At 70.6% G+C, this 17,974-nt stretch carries 13 protein-coding genes; 6 read left to right on the top strand and 7 right to left on the bottom strand.

All coding sequences use genetic code 11. The features are described from left to right. On the top strand, positions 1 to 584 hold a 584-nt coding region (locus tag HR086_RS32320), incomplete at its 5' end, for a peroxiredoxin (protein ID WP_217442039.1). 201 nt (positions 585 to 785) lie between these two features. Then, positions 786 to 1,721: an alpha/beta fold hydrolase gene (locus tag HR086_RS32315; protein ID WP_174467561.1), complete on the top strand. Its 936-nt coding sequence runs from the start codon at positions 786 to 788 to the stop codon at positions 1,719 to 1,721. Positions 1,722 to 1,734: 13 nt separating this feature from the next. Here HR086_RS32315 and HR086_RS32310 read toward each other — a convergent pair whose 3' ends face one another. The 3 genes from HR086_RS32310 to HR086_RS32300 all read right to left on the bottom strand — a co-directional run bounded on the left by HR086_RS32310 (position 1,735) and on the right by HR086_RS32300 (position 4,590). Continuing rightward, positions 1,735 to 2,694, bottom strand: coding sequence for a DMT family transporter (locus HR086_RS32310; protein WP_373564383.1), 960 nt, complete (start codon positions 2,692 to 2,694; stop codon positions 1,735 to 1,737). A gap of 30 nt (positions 2,695 to 2,724) precedes the next feature. Next, positions 2,725 to 3,006 (bottom strand): rhodanese-like domain-containing protein, encoded by a 282-nt coding sequence (locus HR086_RS32305; RefSeq protein WP_174456228.1) that lies wholly within the window; start codon positions 3,004 to 3,006, stop codon positions 2,725 to 2,727. Positions 3,007 to 3,087: 81 nt separating this feature from the next. Further along, the gene (locus tag HR086_RS32300) at positions 3,088 to 4,590 is read right to left on the bottom strand and encodes a hypothetical protein (RefSeq protein ID WP_174467560.1); all 1,503 of its coding nucleotides are present in this window, start codon (positions 4,588 to 4,590) and stop codon (positions 3,088 to 3,090) included. 191 nt (positions 4,591 to 4,781) lie between these two features. Here HR086_RS32300 and HR086_RS32295 point away from each other — a divergent pair, with 191 nt between their 5' ends. After that, a complete protein-coding gene (locus HR086_RS32295; protein ID WP_141641679.1) occupies positions 4,782 to 5,297 on the top strand; it encodes a GreA/GreB family elongation factor in 516 nt (171 codons plus the stop codon). A 100-nt stretch (positions 5,298 to 5,397) separates the two neighbouring features. Then, positions 5,398 to 7,920, top strand: coding sequence for a sensor histidine kinase (locus HR086_RS32290; protein WP_254623863.1), 2,523 nt, complete (start codon positions 5,398 to 5,400; stop codon positions 7,918 to 7,920). An 18-nt stretch (positions 7,921 to 7,938) separates the two neighbouring features. On the opposite strand, the gene HR086_RS32285 is transcribed toward HR086_RS32290, so the two are convergent. Beyond that, complete coding sequence (locus tag HR086_RS32285; RefSeq protein ID WP_174467558.1) at positions 7,939 to 9,684, bottom strand: HAMP domain-containing sensor histidine kinase; 1,746 nt, start codon at positions 9,682 to 9,684, stop codon at positions 7,939 to 7,941. 226 nt (positions 9,685 to 9,910) lie between these two features. On the opposite strand from HR086_RS32285, the gene HR086_RS32280 reads away from it, so the two are divergent. After that, positions 9,911 to 12,772 carry a PAS domain S-box protein gene (locus HR086_RS32280; RefSeq protein WP_174455913.1) on the top strand — a complete coding sequence of 954 codons (2,862 nt, stop codon included), beginning with the start codon at positions 9,911 to 9,913 and terminating at the stop codon, positions 12,770 to 12,772. A gap of 6 nt (positions 12,773 to 12,778) precedes the next feature. After that, the gene (locus HR086_RS32275) at positions 12,779 to 13,435 is read left to right on the top strand and encodes a hypothetical protein (protein ID WP_174467557.1); all 657 of its coding nucleotides are present in this window, start codon (positions 12,779 to 12,781) and stop codon (positions 13,433 to 13,435) included. Positions 13,436 to 13,442: 7 nt separating this feature from the next. On the opposite strand, the gene HR086_RS32270 is transcribed toward HR086_RS32275, so the two are convergent. The 3 genes from HR086_RS32270 to HR086_RS32260 form a co-directional block, all read right to left on the bottom strand. Beyond that, positions 13,443 to 14,054 (bottom strand): hypothetical protein, encoded by a 612-nt coding sequence (locus HR086_RS32270; protein WP_254625165.1) that lies wholly within the window; start codon positions 14,052 to 14,054, stop codon positions 13,443 to 13,445. A gap of 45 nt (positions 14,055 to 14,099) precedes the next feature. Next, on the bottom strand, positions 14,100 to 15,614 hold the full coding sequence (locus HR086_RS32265) for a M91 family zinc metallopeptidase (protein ID WP_174467556.1): 1,515 nt from the start codon (positions 15,612 to 15,614) through the stop codon (positions 14,100 to 14,102). 434 nt (positions 15,615 to 16,048) lie between these two features. Further along, positions 16,049 to 17,560 carry a M91 family zinc metallopeptidase gene (locus HR086_RS32260; protein ID WP_174467555.1) on the bottom strand — a complete coding sequence of 504 codons (1,512 nt, stop codon included), beginning with the start codon at positions 17,558 to 17,560 and terminating at the stop codon, positions 16,049 to 16,051. Between the last annotated feature and the right edge of the window lie 414 nt (positions 17,561 to 17,974).

Raw genomic sequence — 17,974 nt, 5'->3', positions numbered from 1 at the left:
GTCCAAGGACGCCGACGAAGCCTCCTGAAACCTCCCGGAAGGGTCGCACGTACCAGGGTTCGTCACATGGCGCGCACGCTCGCGCCACCCCAGGACGTGCCCCCATGCCGCAGCTCGCCGCCCCGACTCAGCCGCTCCGCGCTCCGTCATTCTTCCTGCTGGACCCCGCCCACGACGTCGAGCGCCCCCTGCTCCGTCACGGCCGCCCCACCCTCATCACCTTCCTGCGCGGCACCTGGTGCTCGTCCTGCCAGGCCTTCCTGGAGCGCCTCTCCCCGCTGCACACCACCCTGCAGTCGCGCGGCGTGGACCTCGTCGGCGTCGTCTGCCAGGGCCGCCACTGGGTGAAGAGCTGGCTCACCCTCAACGCCCTCCCCTTCCCCCTCCTCGTCGACGAACAACGCACCGTCGCCAAGGCCTATGACGTCTACAAGGCGCTCGGCCTCGACGGCATCCACATCGCCCGGCCCGCCACCTTCCTCGTCGATGCCCAGGGCCACATCGTCTGGCGCTACCTCGGCGACGACCGCGCGGACCGCCCCGCCGACGCGAGCCTCCTCGACGCCCTCCAACTCCTGCGCTGAGACATGTCTGATACTTGATTTCGCTCGGACGGAAACCTTCCGCCCTGGCTGATGACAAACACAGCTTCCGGGTCTGGTTCACCTCGTCCCTGAGTGGATACGACCCCAGACGTCATGCCAGAGGAGGCAATGTCAGAGGTAGTCGTAGAATGATGGACGTCACGGCGGATTTCCCGCCGGCTCTGAACAAGGCACGCACCCATGAAGATGCTCCTCGCCGCCCTGCTCACGCTGCCCCTTCTCGCCTGTGGCCCCGCCTCCGAGCCCGCGCCTTCCGAGCCCCCTTCGCAAGTCGAAGCCCAGTCAGAGCAGTCCAGCGAGCTGTCCTCCTCCGCGCCCCGCGAGCGCTCCATCCGCCTTCGCACCGGCGTCACGCTGCGCTACGTGGAGCAGGGCTCGCGCCACGGCCCCGCCGTCGTCTTCCTTCATGGCTACACGGACTCGCACCACACCTGGGACTTGAACCTGTCCCTCTTCTCCCGTGACTTCCACATCTACGCGCTGGACCAGCGCGGACACGGGGACTCCTCGCGCCCGGTGTGCTGCTACACGCAGCAGTTCTTCGCCGCGGACGTGGCGGCCTTCCTCGACGCCGTCGGCGAGCGACGCGCCATCATCGTCGGCCACTCCATGGGCAGCTTCATCGCCCAGCAGGTGGCGCTGGACTTCCCGCGCCGCGTGGACGCCCTGGTGCTGGTCGGCTCGGCGCCCACCGTCGCCGGCAACGAGGTGGCGCTGTTCCTCAAGTCCGTCGTCGATGAGCAGGTGGGCACCGTGGACCCGGACTTCGTCCGCGAGTTCCAGTCGAGCACCTTCGTACGCCCCGTCCCCGCCTCGTACCTGGACACGCTCATCTCGGAGAGCCTGAAGGTCCCCGCGCGCGTGTGGCAGGACACGCTGGACGGCATGCTCGCGGAGGACCACTCAGCGCGCCTGCGCTCCATCCGCGTGCCCGTGCTCGTGGTGGGCGGCGACCAGGACGGCTTCTTCCCCGTCGCGCAGCAGCAGGCGCTCGTCAACGCGCTGCCCGATGCGCGATTCATCCTCTACTCGAACACTGGCCACGCACCCCACGCGGAGCTTCCCCAGACGTTCGTGCGCGACGTGAGCCAGTTCCTGCGGCGCGTATCCCGGTAACGCTCGGCGCCGGCTACGCGGGCCCCTCGGCCGTCGCGTCCTCGGGGGGCTTCAGGTTCGCCCCCGGCGTGTCCGAGCGGGCCAGCAGCACGGCGGCGGTGAGGATGAGCGCGCCGCCAAACACCTGACGCAGACTGAGCCGCTCATCGAGGAAGAGCGCGCTCAGCACCACCGCCGTCAGCGGCTCCATGTTGGACACCAGTGAGGTGTTCACCGGGCCGATGCGCGCCATGCCGAGGAAGAAGAGGAAGACGGCGGCCACGGTGGAGATGAGCGACAGCCCCACCACCGCGCCCCAGCCCAGACCCGTGGTGGGAAAGGACGGCCCCTTCACCAGCATGGCCAGGCCGAAGACGAGGCCCGCGGACGAGAGGATGACGGTGCTGGAGACCAGCGGCCCCGCCTTGCCCGCCACCCGCGCGCTGGTGACGACGTACACCGCGTAGAGCAGCGCGGACAGCAGGCCCAGGAAGACGCCCGTCGGCGTCACCGCGCCCTGCCGCAGGTCCGCTGTCAGCCCCGTGCCACACAAGGCCAGCACCACCGCCACCCACTTGAGCCGGCCCAGGCGCTCGCGGAACACCAGGACTTGAAGAAGCGCCACCAGCGCGGGGAACGAATACAGCAACAGGGCCACCAGCCCCGCGGGAGCGAACTGGAGCGCGGCGAAGTACACGCCCGCCTCGCTCACGTAGCCCACCGCGCCCAGCAGGATGAGCCCCACCAGCAGGCGGCCCTTCGGCAACGGCTGGCGCACGGCCACCATGACGGCGGCCAGCACCGCTCCGGCCAGGGTGAAGCGCAGGAAGAGGAGCGTGAAGACGTCCGCGCCCGCCGCATAGGCGAGGCGGCCGAAGAGTCCGAGCGCGCCGAAGCACGCTCCGGACAGGGCCACGATGAGGAAGCCAGCGGTGCGATTCATGACGGGAGCGGCGGCACGCTGCTCCAAGCCGCGCCCCATGTCACGCGCCACGCGTCCGGCCCCTCCAGCCCGGACAGGGGGTTACCAGTTGTTCACGGACCGCAGGTCGAACACGTCCGGGAAACCATTGGCGCGCAAAATTTGTGAGGCCACCGCGCTGCGACCACCGGCGGCGCAATACACCACCACGGGGGTGCCGGGCGGGCCCACCTCGGCGACACGCTGGGCGAGCTCCTGCACGGGGATGTTGCGCGCGGCGTCGGGGTGGCCTTGCTGAAACTCCTGGGGGGTGCGCACGTCCAGCAGCACCGCGCCATCCGCGACGAGCTGCCTGGCCTTCTGGGACAGTTCCTGGGGCGTCATGCGCGGCAGCATGCCTGATTCAGGCAGCAGTGGCTCGCGCTTCACACGAGCCCGTGTTGCCTTCACGGCGAAACGCGCCACTCACTCCTCCGCCCCTCCCGCGTGGAGGTCCACCGTCTCCGAGAAGTCCTCCTCCGACCGGACGATGAGCATCTGAAGACTGGGGAAGCGCGGCTTCACCAGGGCGACGAGCCCGTCCAGCCTGTCGCGGGCGTCATCCTCCCGCGTGTACTCGAGGGTGAGCTCCGTCACGCTGTCCGAGCGCACGTCCTCCAGCTTCATCCCTCCGTCCATCTCCAACGTGAGGCTGCGCAACCGGGGAAGGAACTCCACCAGCAGGCTCATGGCGAACTGCCGGGCGCCGAGCCTCAGCGTCTCCGTGGTGTCGACATGCACACGCCTGCGCCGCCAGGTGAGGGCGGGCATGAGGACGATGCGTGAGTGCGCGTGGCCACTCCACTCCGGCTCGAAGCCATGCTTGCGCAGGGTCTCCACGATGACGCGGCCCACCTCCTCCGCCTGCGCGGACACCTTCGCGTCCTCTTCCTCCGACAGCTCGCCTTCCCTGTCGTCGTCCTCCACGTCGTTCACCAGGCCATAGGCCAGGTGCAGCGGATGCCCCTCCAGCGCGGAGTCCGTGTCCTGCTCGTGGAAGAACACCGTGCCCCGAATCTTCTCCCCCTTCGCCCGGCGCTCATCCGCCACGCCCCGGGACACCTCCCACCCGCCGCTCATCGTGGTGGAGGCCGACATCTCCGCGACGAAGCCCTCGCGCCGCAGCTCCTGGAAGGCCGCCTCCAACCTGTCAGAGTCAATGACCTCCGGCCACGTCTTCTCCTCCTCCGCCCGAGCCCGGATGAACGCGAGGAATTGCTCCATCACCCTCCGCTGGACCCGGACATCCACCACGTCGTCCCAGTCAGAGCTGCCCGTGTAGTCGAAGACCCTGTCCAGCGGGTGATGGCCGTATTCGAAGACCCGAATCACGCCTTCCACCACGCCGGGCACCAGCGCCACCTCATCCTCGGGCAGCACCACCTCGGGCACGAAGCCCAGAGCCCCCAGTCGCTTCGCCAGCGCCTCCGCCTGCGACTCCAACCCCAAGCGCCGCGCCCGCCCTGGCATCGGCACGTCACCGCGTGTCGTGGCGAGCACCTCGAAGCGGAAGCTCCAGTCCTCCTCGTCGAACGTCTCGATTCCCACCGCGAGGTGCCCGTCATCGAGCCACTCCGTCGCCGCGTCCTGCCCCGCGGGCTCGAGCAGCTCCTGGCCGAGCGCGAGCGCCTCCAGCTCCAGCACGTCGTCGGCCGGGTTCGGCCCGGTGTCCAGGGCCCCCAGCCGCCGCGCCAGCTCGGTCGCCCGCTCGAACAGCCCGCGCTGCCGGGCCCACAGCGGAAACCTCACCTCGCCCCGCGTCGACGCGAGGAAACGCGTGATGACGAGTCCCACTCTCTCATCAATCAAGTCGATGCCCACGAACGCGGAGCGGGAGGTCGGATACGTCGCGACATTCACATTCGCCACACCGGCCATCACCTCGTCGGAGATGGCGCGCACCCGCGCCCTCAGTTCTTCCTCGTTCACACCGGGCTCCTACTTGTTGAGAGCATCGCGAAGACGCGGGCCACGTACCGGCAGGAGAACGGGAGGCCCCAGGGGATGTCGCATCGCGCCGGCCTTCACGCACATGCCCGCATCCACGGCCCGCACTCCATCGCAGGCGAGAGGCCAAAAACTGGAGGTGTCACGGAGGGGCGCTACAGTTCTGTGCCATCATGTCACTCGACAAGCAGGCATTGATGCTCCAGCTCGCCGAGCGCCTCCAGCAGAGCGACAGGCTGGCCCACCGGGCCGAGGCCGAGGCCCGCGAGGCGGCCCGCAGTCTGGCCACCGAGTCGGAGAAGCGAGAGGACGGCCGCGCCGCGCTGGAGTTCGGCAGCCTGGCCACGGGACAGGCGAATCGCGCCCGTCGCGTGCAGGAGGAGCTCAAGGCGCTCTCCAACTTTGGCCAGGGGCCGGTGCCGCGCTTCCCGCGTCAGGGGCCCGTGGGCCTGGGCGCGCTGGTGGATGTGAGCACCGAGGACGAAGAGGGCTTCGCCGAGCGCACCTTCTTCGTGCTGCCCGTGGGCGCGGGCACGGAGCTCACCGGCCCCGGCGGCGACGGCTTCCTGTCCGTCATCACCCCCGCCTCCCCCGTGGGCCGCGCGCTCATGGGCCGCAAGGCGGGCGACACCATCGAAGTCACCCTGGCGGGCGAGGTGCGCGAGTGGACGGTGCTCGAGGTCGCCTGAGCCCGGGTGTCCCACCCCTGTCGTCCGGGGTGTCCTGCCCCCGACGAAACGTCAGCGAGCACTAGAACCCATGGGCCCTGACACGCGTGAATCCAGGAAGATGTTCCCACTTCCCGCACCGCGTTCACTCCAGGCGCCCTCCAACTCGACGCTGCTGCCACTCACGTGGCCCGCCGCCCTCATCGGCCTGCTGTTCGGCGTGCTGATGACGTATGTGCCGTACGAGTTCCGCGTGGCCGCGTTCCGGCCGCTCTACCCATACGTTCGCCTGCTGGGACTCACCTACCTCACCGGCAGCATCTGCTTGATGGGCGCGCTCCTGTATCCGCGCGCCCCGCGCTGGCTGGACGTGGGAGGACGCGTGCTGCTCGGCGCGGCCATCGGCCTGTACTGGTGGGTGCTGAATGTCATGCCCGGCAGCCTCACGGGCATCGTGCTGTATCCGCTGTTCTTCATCGGGCTGCTGCTGGAGGCGTGGCCGTCCATGCGTCAGCGGCCCACCCTGCGCATGCTGGCGGCCCTCACCGGCACCGCCTTCGGCGTGGCGCTGCTCACCGCGCCCGAGCGCTTCCCCTTGTCCGTCTACGCGCACCTGTCCCCGTTGCGTCCGGTGGTGGGGCTGCTGTTCACCGTGGGCGGCGTGGGGCTGCTCGTGCCCACGCGCTGGCTGCACCCACGCATGCCCGCGCTGCTGATGGGCGCGCTGGCGGTGCCCTACGGGCTTCTGGCCTATGCGCTGGCCCGGGGCTCCGCGTGGCTGGGCGCGAGCGTGTACACCGTGCTGGCCCTCGCGTGCGTGGCCCAGGCGATGAACTGGCGACCGCGCGCGCCGCGCACCGTGGGCTGGAAGCTCCTGCGAGGGCTGGCCTTCGCCGGACTGGTGCCGCTGCTCGCGCTGGGCGGGCTCGCCGCGTACATGGCACAGCGGGCCATCGAGAAGCAGGTGCGCGACGACACGCGCTACGCCGCCGCGGGCGAGGCGGACTTCCTGCGGCGCTACCTGGACGACTCGCGCGAGTCGCTGCACCTGCTGCTGGAGTCCCCGGGCTTCCGCGCGGCGCTCGCCAGCGGAGAGCGGGAGCGGTTGGAGCCGTACCTGGCGAACCTCGCCGCGCGCGAGCGCACCTTCCACGCCGCGTTGACCATGGACGAGAACGCCCAGGTGCTGGCCACGTCCGAGGGGCCGGAGGGCTGGGGCTTCAACATCCAGGGGTACTTCCCCGAGCCCCCCGCGCCCGGCGAGCTGCCCCTGTCGCTGCCCTTCATCCGTCCGCACAACCATCCGCTGGTGGCGGTGGCCCTGCCGTTCGAGCTGGAGGGCTCCCGGCGCGGAGTGCTGGTGGGCCTCTTGTCCCTGGAGCGACTGAGCGAGGCCGCCACGCCCGCGTCCCAGCGCTTCCGCGTGCAGGTGTTGGACCGGCGCGGCCAGAAGGTGCTTCGAGACACCGCCGAGGGCGCGCAGCTCTTGGGCGAAGCCCACCTGCCGGAGGCGCTGCGCGAGGAACTGGAGCGTCCAGGTGGGGGCGTGCTGGAGGCCTTCGACGCGGCGGACCGGCGCGTGCTCGCGGCCGAGGCCCCGGTGGAGGGCTCGCCCTGGAGCGTCGTCGTGACGCAGGAACTGGGCGTCGCGTACGCGGCGATTACGCGCATGAGCGCGGCGGTGGTGGGCCTGGTGCTGATGGGCGTGCTGATGGCCCTGGGCCTCTCCCAGCTGGTCGCGCGCGACGTCATCCGCCGACTCGACACGCTGCGCGAAGCCACGGCCGCCCTGGCCGCGGGTGACCTGGCCCGACGCGTGGAGGTGGAGGAGGACGACGAGCTGGGGGAGCTGGCGCGCGGCTTCAACGAGATGGCGGACCGCACGGGCGCGGCGCAGCAGGAGCTGAAGGAAGCGGTGCGCACGCGCGAGGAGTTCCTCAGCGTGGCCAGCCACGAGCTGCGCACGCCGCTGACGCCACTCAAGGGCTTCGCCGCGCTCACGCTCCAGCGCCTGGAGAAGAGCGGCGACTTCCCGGAGCGCGAGCGGCTGCTCAAGGCGCTGCGCTCCATGGCCCGGCAGACGGAGCGGCTGGCGCGACTGGTGGATGACCTGCTCGACACCGCGCGCATCCAGGGCGGACGCTTCGAGCTGGAACGCCAGCGCGTGGACCTGACGCCGGTGCTGCGCGAGGTGATGGAGCGCTTCGAGCTGCGCGGCGAGGGCGGCATCACCTTCGAGCTGCGCGTGCCCGAACATCCCGTGGAGGGCGACTGGGACGCGCCCCGGCTGGACCAGGTCATCACCAACCTGGTGAGCAACGCCGTGCGCTACTCGCCCCAGGGCGGCGCGGTGTGCGTGACGCTGGAGGAGGCGGCGGACCACGTCCTCATCCACGTGAAGGACCAGGGCATCGGCATTCCCCCGGAGAGCCTGGCGGGCCTGTTCCGCCCATTCGCTCGCGCGTCCAACGCCACCGCGCGGCACTACGGCGGCCTGGGCCTGGGCCTCTTCATCTGCCGCGAAATCGTGGACCGCCACGGCGGCACCATCTGGGCGGAGAGCCCGGGGCCACAGCAGGGCAGCGCCTTCCACGTGCGCCTGCCTCGCCTCGTCGAGCCCCAGGTCACCGACGTGGCGGCCTGAGCATCCACGGCCCTCGCCTCAAGGCTTGGGTTCGGGCGCGCCCGGCACCGACAGCCACTCCTCCGGGATGTCACCGCGCGGCAGCTCCAGCACGAAGGTGGAGCCGCGCCCCAGCTCGCTGGTGGCCTTCACCGTGCCGCCGAAGGCCTCGACAATCTGCCGGGTGATGTAGAGCCCCAGGCCCAGGCCGCCGTAGTGCCTGTCGCTCACCGCGCGCTCGAAACGCTCGAAGATGCGCGGCAGGTCTCGCGCGGAGATGCCGATGCCCCCGTCCTCCACGATGAGGCGCGCGGTGCGCCCGTCCGCCTCCACGCGCAGGAGCACGGGCTGGCCCGCGCCGTACTTCAGCGCGTTGGAGAGCAGGTTGGTCACCACCTGCTCCAGCCGCAGCCGGTCCCACCGGCCCAGCACCGGCACCGGCGCGTGCATCTCCAGCGAGCAGTGCAGTTGGGCCGCGGAGGGCGCGAAGCGGTAGAGGATTTCCGCCGCCACGCTCGCCAGGTCCATCTCCTCCAGCTCCAGCTTCAAGCGGCCGGCGGTGATGCGCGACACGTCCAGCAGGTTGTCCACCAGGCTCGTCAGCTTGCGCACCTGGCGCTGCACCACGTCCAGCGTCTCGGAGACGCGCTCCGCGGACACGGGCTTGCCATTCGCCGCCAGCAGGTCCACCTGCTTCTGGAGCAGTTGCACCTTGAGGTGCAGCGGCGTCAGCGGCGTCTTCAGCTCGTGACTCGCGATGCCCAGGAACTCGTCGCGCAGGCGCACCGCCTCGCGCGCCTCACGCAAGAGCCGCGCGTTGTCCAGCGACAGCGCCGTGCGCCGCGAGAGTTCCTCCGCCAGTCGCTCGTCCTCGTCACCGAAGGCCGGCGCCCCGTCCGTGCGGAACAGCGCCAGCGCGCCGATGATGCGCCCGCGCGCCACCAGCGGCACGCCCAGATAGCTGCTCAGCCCCAGCGAGAGCAGGAGCCGCGCGTGCTCCGCGTCCCGCGTGAGCGCCACCTGCTGCTCCTCTGTCAGCTCCGCCGTCCGCTCCGTCCGGCCCGTGAGGAACAAGGAGGGCAGGCCCCGAGGGTCCAGCGTGTCCGGCGGATACCGGCACAACATCTCCACCAGCAGCACGTGCCGCTCGGGTTCCGCGTGCACCGCGGCGACGGCGCGCACCGACTCGCCCGACGAGCCCAGGAAGAGCACGCCCGCGTCCGCCAGCGAGGGCACCAGCAGCCGCAGCAGCGGCTCCATCTGCGCCTCGGTCTCCAGCTCGGCGCCCAGCAGCGCGCCCGCCTCCGCCAGAAGCCTCGCGGCCCGCGTCGCGTCCAGGCGGGGCAGCAGCTCCTCCCGCGCACGCAGGAGAACCCCTGACGGAGCCTCCTCCGCGCTCCCGGCGGGCGATATCGGGAACACGCTGCCTCGGAGCACCACCACCGTGCCATCCGGCCGGCGCAGTCCCCAGCGCTCCTCGCGAACCCCTTCTCCCGCGAGCGCACGCGTCAGCGGAGAAACTTCCAGTGGCACGGACGCGTTCTCCGGGCGCACCCAGTCGCACCCAGGCAGGCAGCCTTGCTCCAGGCGCTCGGGAACGGGGATGCGGAACTGGTGCGCCGCCTCGGCGTTGAAGGCCAGGACATGGCCCGCGGCATCCATCAGCAGGAGCGCTTCGCCCGTCTGCTCGATGAGCAGACGAAGGGCCGCGTCGCTCAGCCGGGCTTCCGCCCGTTCCACGAGCACCTGACGAATCTTCGAAAGCTGGGCGCGGCCAGAGGACATGAGTTCAGGGGATTTCTGCTCGTGGCATGGTGGCATCCCGACCCGCCCGAAGGAAGACAGCTCCCCGCCCTCGCTCAACACCTGAGAGGGCGCGGTCTGAATCCCAACCTTCCTGGGGTCAGGTCAGCCCCCTTGCCTGTACTGCAGGAAATCCTGAATCGTTGGATAGTTGTACATCGCCCGGACTCCTCGTTCGTGCGACGCGTCCACTTCCTCGAGCCTCAACATGCAGACGCCGCCCGCCAGGCCTGATTGGACTCCCCACGAGCGCCGGTACCGGCTCGTCATCGACAGCCTGAAGGAGGTCGTCTTCCAGACGGACGCGCAGGGTGCGTGGACGTTCCTCAACCCGGCGTGGACGGAAATCACGGGCCACACGGTGGAGGACTCGCTGGGCAAGCCCTTCTCGGAGTTCGTCTACGAGGAGGACCAGCGGCGCAGCCTGGAGGGCTTGCGGCGGCTGGTGACGAAGGAGCTGGAGTACGTGCGCACGGAGGTGCGCTACGTGAATCGCGGCGGCGGCTTCCGGTGGGTGGAGGTCTACGGGCGACTGATGGTGGGCGAGGACGGCGCGGTGCTGGGCACGTCCGGGACGCTCAACGACATCACCGAGCGCAAGGCGTCCGACGGCGCGCTGGCGCGGCGTGAGCGCTACCTCACGGCGCTGGTGGAGATGCAGCAGCGGCTGCTGGCGGTGCGTGACGGCGGAGATTTGTACGGGCCGGTGCTGGAGCCCCTGGGCCAGTCGTCGGGCGCCAGTCGCGTGTACGTCTTCGAGCTGCACCCGGGCCCCGCGGGAGAGCGCTGGTGCAGTCAACGCGCGGAGTGGTGCGCGCCCGGCGTGCGCGCGGAGATAGACAACCCGGAGCTCCAGAACCTGCCGATGGAGCCGAACCTGGAGCGGTGGGCGAAGACGCTGTCGCGCGGGGACGTCATCGAGGGGCTGGTCGAGACCTTTCCCCCCGTGGAGCGCGAGCTGTTGGAGCCGCAGGGCATCCTCTCCATCCTGGTGCTGCCGCTGCGCGTGCAGGGCGTGCTGACGGGCTTCGTGGGCTTCGACAACTGCGCGGAGGCGCGGCGCTGGGACCGGTTGGAGGTGGACCTCCTGTCCGCGGCGGCGGGCGCCATCTCCGTGGCGCTGGAGCGCAAGGAGTCCGAGCGCGCGTTGCGCGAGCGGGAGCGGCGCTTCCGGCAGCTCGCGGAGAACGCGTCGGACGTGCTGTACCTGTACCGCTGCGAGGCGCCCAGGGGCTTCGTCTACGTCAGCCGCGTGGCGCACGCGAAGCTGGGCTACGGGCCGGTGGCGCACTATGGCGACGCGGACCTGTGGTACCGGCGCGTGCATCCGGAGGACCGGGACGCGCTGGAGCGCCTGCTGGAGGCCCCGCGCGCCTCGGCCGGTGCGCCGGTGACGGTGCGCTACCTGCATCCGGATGGGCGCACGCTGTGGCTGGAGCACGTCGTCGTCCCGGTGACGGACCCGATGGGGCGCATGGTGGCGGTGGAGGGCCTGGCGCGCGACATCACCGAGCGACGTCAGGCCGAGGAAGCGCTGCGCCTGTCCGAGGCCAGCTTCCGCGCGCTGCTGGAGGGCGTGCCGGACGCGGCGGCGATTGAGCGGGACGGGCACATCGTCTACGCGAACGCGGCGCTGGTGGGCACGCTGGGCTTCGAGCGCGCGGAGCAACTGGTGGGCCGTCAGTTGTCTGAGTTCGTGAAGGACATGCGCGGCACGGAGGCGGTGAGGGCGGGCGCGCTCACCGGTGAGCGGCGGCTGGTGCGGCGCGACGGCCGCACGCGCGTGGCGGAGGTCGTGTCCCTGCCCCTGCGCTTCGACGGCCAGCCCGCGGTGGTGTCCATCGCGCGCGACGTGACGGAGCAGCGGCAGCTCCAGGCGAGGCTGACGCTGGCGGACCGGCTGGCGTCGGTGGGCACGCTGGCCGCGGGCATCGCGCACGAAATCAACAACCCGTTGGCCTTCGTGCTGTCCAACCTGAGCTTCATGTCGGACGAGTTCCGCCGCAACCTGCCGCCGGGCGACGGTGCGACGGCGCTCCAGGCCCGGCTGCGGGGCGAGCCTGATTTGGGCGAATGGGTGGAGGTGCTGCACGAGGCCTGCGAGGGCGCGGAGCGGGTGCGGCAGATTGTCCGTCAGCTCAAGACGTTCTCCCGGCCCGACGAGGAGAACGTGTCGCCGCTGGACGTGCACGGGGTGCTGGAGTCGGTGGCGATGATGGCGGCGAACGAGATTCGCCACCGCGCGCAGCTGCGGCGCGAGTACGGCGACATTCCCTCGGTGATGGCGAACGAGGGGAAGCTGAGCCAGGTGTTCCTGAACCTCGTGGTGAACGCGGCGCAGGCGATTCCGGAGGGTTCCGCGCACCGGCATGAAATCCGGCTGGCGACGCGGCGTGACGGACGCTCGCGGGTGGTGGTGGAGGTACAGGACACGGGCGTGGGGATTCCGCGCGAGGTCATCGACCGCATCTTCGACCCGTTCTTCACCACGAAGCCGGTGGGCGTGGGCACGGGCCTGGGCCTGTCCATCTGTCACAGCATCATCCACGGGCTGGGCGGTGACATCACAGTGGAGAGCGAGCCGGGCAAGGGCACCATCTTCCGCGTCAGCCTGCCCACCATGGAGCAGGACACGCGCGCGGTGGCGGCGGCACTCGACGTGACGCCCCGGCCCCTGGTTCAGCCCCGAGGACGCGTGCTGGTGGTGGACGACGAGCCCGCGGTGGGACGCGTGTTGCAGCGCATCCTCCGGGGCCACGAGGTGGAGGTCGCCTGCAGCGGACGCCAGGCGCTGGAGCTGCTGGAGCAGGGCATGGAGCCGGACGCGGTGCTGTGTGACGTGATGATGCCGGACCTGACGGGCCGCGACGTCTACGAGTCCGTGCGTCGTGAGCACGCGGGTCTGGAGGGACGCTTCGTCTTCGTGTCGGGCGGGGCCTTCACCACCGGCGCCCGGGAGTTCCTCGCCAGCATCCCGAACCTCCTGCTGGAGAAGCCCTTCGACGAGGGCCGCGTGCGGCGCGTGGTGGAAGACCTGGTCCGGCTGCGACGTCCCACCGCGGAGGCGTGAGAACCCATGTGGAATGACGTGGAGCTGAGAGACCTCCCGGCGTGCGCGGCGCGGCTGCTGGACGAGGTGCGCCGGGCGGACGGGTTCGCCTTCGTTCGCGAACAGGCGGCCGAAGCCGAGGCCGTGGACGAAGGGCTCGTCACCGAGATGACGGCGGGGCTGGTGAAGAGCTTCGGGATGTACCGCCAGCCTCGCTACCTGCGTCCGGAGGCATATGCCTGGGAGGAGCGGGACGGCGTGCGCACGGCGCGCATCCGGCCGCTGTCCGCCCTGCTCCTCTACTGGGCGGGCGGGGACGTGAGCCCCTACGTGCCGCAGGTGGTGTGGGGCACGGGACTCGTCGGCCACCACTACGAGGAGACGGCGTCGGAGAACGTGCTGGAGTTCGGCGCGACGAACTTCGACTCCTCTGGCGGCTTCGACCTGGGCTCGCCCGGACAGACGCTGGTGGAGCTGGCCGAGGACGAAGCGCTGAACGAGCTGGAGGTGTTCGTCCCGCTCAAGAAGCTGCTGCTGGTGCGCACGCTCCAGTGCGCGCACGCGGCCGTGCGCAAGGCCGTGAAGTCAGAGGCCTTCCGCGAGCTGCCTCGCGAGGAGTCGTTCCGATTCTTCGCCACTCCAGGACACGACGAGCCGTCCTTCGTGCTGCCACACGAGCCCTGAGCGCGTCCTACTTCACGCCGTCCAGCGGCAGCGGCCCGCTGTCCAGGACTTGCTGCCGGGTCACCACCTGGCCGTACTCGGCTGTCCGGTACGCGGTGCCTCCGGACTCCGTCGCCCCGTGCAGGCGCACGTCGTCCGCGGCGGGCAGGTAGCCCACGCGCAGACGCAGCTCGCGCACGGCGGACAGCTCGCGCGTCACCTCAGGGCCCGTGGCATAGGGCATCGACGTGCGCAGCGGCAGGGGCACGAGCAGGCGGCGGGACGCGGTGGTGCCGGGCTCCACGCGACTCAGGGCGGGGACCTCGGGGGCCTCCACGTCCAGGTTCTCCGGCACGGGCACGAGCTGACGCAGCAGCACCGCGCCGTCACCGGAGAGGTCCACATAGGCGCGCTCGGGCGCGAGGCCCACGTAGCCCGTGGGGCCCCACTCCGGCAGCCCGTCCACCAGCAGCACCGCGTGGGAAGAGGCGTTGCGCACCGCGTACGCGACAGCGAGCCCCTCGGGCCCGCTCGTCACCGACTCCACCTTCAGCTCCACTTCCGCCTGGGCCACGCGTCCTCCCGGATGCGCGGGCTGATTCGAAGCCCGCGTGCAGCCCACGATTATCGCCAGCGCCATGCAGCAGGCGCCAGCTTGGAGCAGGGCTCTCATGAGAGAGGGCTGTTAGTAGCGCGGCCGGGTCGGCAGGTTCAGGTCGTCGCGGAGAACATTCTCGCCGGGGCGTCCGCCCTGCACCACGTCCGGCGTGGCCGGGTTCTGGTCCAGGTCGATGGGCAGGCCCACCGCGGACGTCTCGCGGTTGTTGGTGCCGTTCTTCTCGCCGACCGCCAGCGTGCCGTTGGCGTAGTCGGACGCGTGCACCAGCTCGTGGAACAGCGCCACCACCGGCGGGCGGTTCATCCACTCCTCGCTCCCCAGGGAGATGCGCGAGGTGTTGTAGTTCACCGTGCCGTCGGTGCCCTTGCCCGGCGTGCCGTCCGCGTTGAACCAGGCGTCATCCTTGTTCTTGGCGGACGCCGAGTTGCCACCCGTCGTCTCCTTGATGGTCGTCGAGTGGCCGCTGTCGTCCAGCGTGCGCAGCAGGTCCTGTCCCGACGGCAGCGAGCGCATCGCGTCCAGGTCCGACTGCACGCGCGCCTGGAACTCCGGGCTGCCCTCCACCGTCACCGAGCTGCCGCGCTTCTCCGCGTCCGTCATGTCGACGATGGTCCGCTCGCCCTCGGCCGCGTCGGCGGTCTCTTCGCCCTCCTCGACGTAGAGCTTGTCCGTCCCGCCGTTGCCGTTGACGGTGTCCTTGCCCGCGCCACCCGCCACCGCGTCGTTGCCCTCGCCACCCGTCAGCGAGTCATCGCCCCGGCCACCGATGACCTGGTCGTCGCCCGCGCCGCCCGTCGCGGTGTCATTCCCCGCGCCAGCGTCGATGTAGTCGCGGCCCTCGCCGCCGTTCAGCAGGTCATTGCCGTCCAGGCCGTAGAGCACGTCGCGACCCGCGCCACCGTTCACCAGGTCGTCGCCCGCGCCGGCCTCGATGTAGTCGTCGCCGTCGTCACCGGAGACGGAGTCGTTGCCCTCGCCCGCGATGAGGGAGTCGTTGCCCGCGCCGCCGATGAGCGTGTCGTTGCCCTTGCCACCCGTCAGCTTGTCGTTGCCCGCGCCGCCGTCCACGGTGAGGTCCTGCGTGACGCTCGCATCCAGGGTGATGCTGTCGTTTCCATCGCCGCCCTGGATGATGGCGCCCTTGGCCTGCTCCGCCGTCAGCGTCACCGAGTCCTTGCCCGACGTGACGGTCAGCGAACCATCCGTGCCCTGCGACACCGTCGCGGTGTTGTTCCCCGTTCCCAGGTCCACCACCGTCTGGCCACTGGCGTTGGTGCTCACCTGGGGACCGGAGGCCGCCGCCGCGTCCTTGATCTTGTTGGCGACGTTGGCCACGGCCTTGCCGACCGCGGAGCCGGGGGTGCTCGGGGGGGCGCCTTCGAAGTCGCTGCCCTGCGCGGACGCCGCCGGGCGGGACGCCGTGCGCGGGGCCGCGTCGAAGCCGTCCTGCATCCGCTGCGCGACGGCCGTCTTCACCGCGTCGGGACGCTGGGCCTGGGCGGGCTGCTTCACCGGCTCCGGCTTCGGCTCGGGCTTGACGTACGTGGTGGGGCGCGAACCGGGCTTTCCAATCGTGGTCATGACGACTTCTCCCTGAGAACGAGGCACCCGGTACAGTCCCAGCGGCCAATGCCGGGGCGGACGAACGCCGACCTCCCCGATTATCGGGGCTCCTAGGTGGGAGTTGCGTCGCTTCTCGAAAGCCGGGAGCGGATCATCCGCTCAGGGACGGGACCACGGGCAGCACCTGCTGGCGGGTCCTCTCTGACCAGCTTCGGCTGACTGGTACGACGGTGCAGGGCTCCGTGCAGCCGCACGCCGGGCACAGCTCCACTGTGACGGAGCGGCCCGTGCGGCTCGGAGGCGGCGAAGCAGCCGGCAACGCGCGGATGTGACGAAGCGTCCGGCAACGCGCGGATGTGACGGAGCGGCCCGTGCGGCTCGGATGCGGCGACGCAGCCGGCAACGCTCCGCTGTGGCGGAGCGGCCGGCGGCACTCACCTGCTACGCAGCGGCTAGTAGTGCGGCCGGGTGGGCAGGTTCAGGTCGTCGCGGAGGACGTTCTCACCGGGGCGGCCACCCTGCACCACGTCCGGCGTGGCCGGGTTCTGGTCCAGGTCGACGGGCAGACCCACCGCGGACGTCTCCAGGTTGCGCGTGCCGTCCTTCGAACCGTTCGCCAGCGTGCCGTTGTTCATGTCGGACGCGTGCACCAGCTCGTGGAACAGGCCGACAATCGGAGGACGGTTCATCCACTCGTCAGCGCCCAGGGAGATGCGCGAGGTGTTGTAGTTCACCGTCGCGTCCGTGCCCTTGCCCGGCGTGCCGTCCTTGTTGAAGAAGCCGTCGTTGAAGGCCGTGCCGGACGCCGTGTTGCCACCGGACGTCTCCGAGATGGTCGTCGTCTTTCCGCTGTCATCCAGCGAGCGCAGCAGGTCCTGACCCGACGGCAGCGAGCGCATCGCGTCCAGGTCCGACTGCACGCGCGCCTGGAACTCCGGAGTGCCCTTCACCGACACGGAGCTGCCCCGCTTGTCCGCGTCCGTCATGTCGACGATGGTCCGCGTGTCCCCGGCCGAGTCGGCGCTCTCCTCGCCCTCCTCGACGTAGAGCTTGTCCGTCCCGCCATTGCCGTTGACCGTGTCCTTGCCCGCGCCACCCGCCACCGCGTCGTTGCCCTCGCCACCACTCAGCGAGTCATCGCCCCGGCCGCCGATGACCTGGTCGTCACCCGCGCCACCCGTGGCGGTGTCGTCACCCGCGCCCGCGTCGATGTAGTCGCGGCCCTCGCCGCCGTTCACCAGGTCATTGCCGTCCAGGCCGTAGAGCACGTCACGACCCGCGCCACCGTTCACCAGGTCGTCGCCCGCGCCACCCTCGACGTAGTCGTCGCCGTCGTCACCCGACACGGTGTCGGTGCCCGCGCCACCCAACACCGCGTCGTTGCCCGCGCCGCCGATGAGCGTGTCGTTGCCCGCGCCGCCCGTCAGCTTGTCGTTGCCCGCGCCGCCGTCCACCGTGACGTCCTGCGTGACGCTCGCGTCCAGGGTGATGCTGTCGTTTCCATCGCCGCCCTGGATGATGGCGCCCTTGGCCTGCTCCGCCGTCAACGTCACCGAGTCCTTGCCCGACGTGACGGTCAGCGAACCGTCCTTGCCCTGCGACACCGTCGCGGTGTTGTTCCCCGTTCCCAGGTCCACCACCGTCTGGCCACTGGCGTTGGTGCTCACCTGGGGACCCGCGGCAGCAGCCGCGTCCTTGATCTTCTCGCCGACCTTGGCCACGGCCTTGCCCACGGCCGACCCCGGACCCACCGGCGCACCCTCGCCACGAATCTCCGAGAGCACCGGACGGGACGCCGAACCCGTGCGCGGGGCCGCCTCGAAGCCGTCCTGCATCCGCTGCGCGACGGCCGTCTTCACCGCGTCGGGACGCTGGGCCTGGGCGGGCTGCTTCACCGGCTCCGGCTTCGGCTCGGGCTTCACGGACGTGGTGGGACGCGAACCGGACTTGCCAATCGTGGTCATGACGACTTCTCCCTGAGAACGAGGCACCCGGTACAGTCCCAGCGGCCAATGCCGGGGCGGACGAACGCCGACCTCCCCGATTATCGGGGTCCCCAGGTCGGAGTTGCTTCGTTTCTTGAATCCTGGGAGCGAATCGGTGGATCCGCGTGGCCAAGGCCGGCGCAAGCCCCCCCGCGCAAGGACAGACGTCTGGGTTTACTTCCACCCTCCAGCGCCCGCCACCGCAACGCCTGACATCGCTCCATCGGTCATCGGGGGGACCCTCCTCCCGGTGACCGATGCGGCCCGGGAGCGGACGGGAGACTGTGCCGTCCACGTCAGCCCTCACACCCCGAGGAACCACATGAACCGCACCCTGCTGCTGCTGTCCGCCGCTGGATTGCTCGCCCTGGGCGCGCTCTCGCTGGGTAGGCC

The organism is Myxococcus sp. CA039A (assembly GCF_013336645.1).
GTDB classification, from domain to species: Bacteria; Myxococcota; Myxococcia; order Myxococcales; family Myxococcaceae; genus Myxococcus; species Myxococcus llanfairpwllgwyngyllgogerychwyrndrobwllllantysiliogogogochensis.
The sequence above is the reverse complement of the archived record's forward strand: the minus strand, read 5'-3'. Positions and strand labels throughout refer to the sequence as shown.

Bases quoted from the DNA above. Each gene is read 5' to 3' on its own strand.
- HR086_RS32315 (WP_174467561.1), top strand. From the start codon at position 786: ATGAAGATGCTCCTCGCCGCCCTGCTCACGCTGCCCCTTCTCGCCTGT.
- HR086_RS32305 (WP_174456228.1), bottom strand. From the start codon at position 3,006: ATGACGCCCCAGGAACTGTCCCAGAAGGCCAGGCAGCTCGTCGCGGAT.
- HR086_RS32295 (WP_141641679.1), top strand. From the start codon at position 4,782: ATGTCACTCGACAAGCAGGCATTGATGCTCCAGCTCGCCGAGCGCCTC.
- HR086_RS32290 (WP_254623863.1), top strand. From the start codon at position 5,398: ATGTTCCCACTTCCCGCACCGCGTTCACTCCAGGCGCCCTCCAACTCG.
- HR086_RS32285 (WP_174467558.1), bottom strand. From the start codon at position 9,684: ATGTCCTCTGGCCGCGCCCAGCTTTCGAAGATTCGTCAGGTGCTCGTG.
- HR086_RS32280 (WP_174455913.1), top strand. From the start codon at position 9,911: ATGCAGACGCCGCCCGCCAGGCCTGATTGGACTCCCCACGAGCGCCGG.
- HR086_RS32275 (WP_174467557.1), top strand. From the start codon at position 12,779: ATGTGGAATGACGTGGAGCTGAGAGACCTCCCGGCGTGCGCGGCGCGG.
- HR086_RS32270 (WP_254625165.1), bottom strand. From the start codon at position 14,054: ATGGCGCTGGCGATAATCGTGGGCTGCACGCGGGCTTCGAATCAGCCC.
- HR086_RS32265 (WP_174467556.1), bottom strand. From the start codon at position 15,614: ATGACCACGATTGGAAAGCCCGGTTCGCGCCCCACCACGTACGTCAAG.
- HR086_RS32260 (WP_174467555.1), bottom strand. From the start codon at position 17,560: ATGACCACGATTGGCAAGTCCGGTTCGCGTCCCACCACGTCCGTGAAG.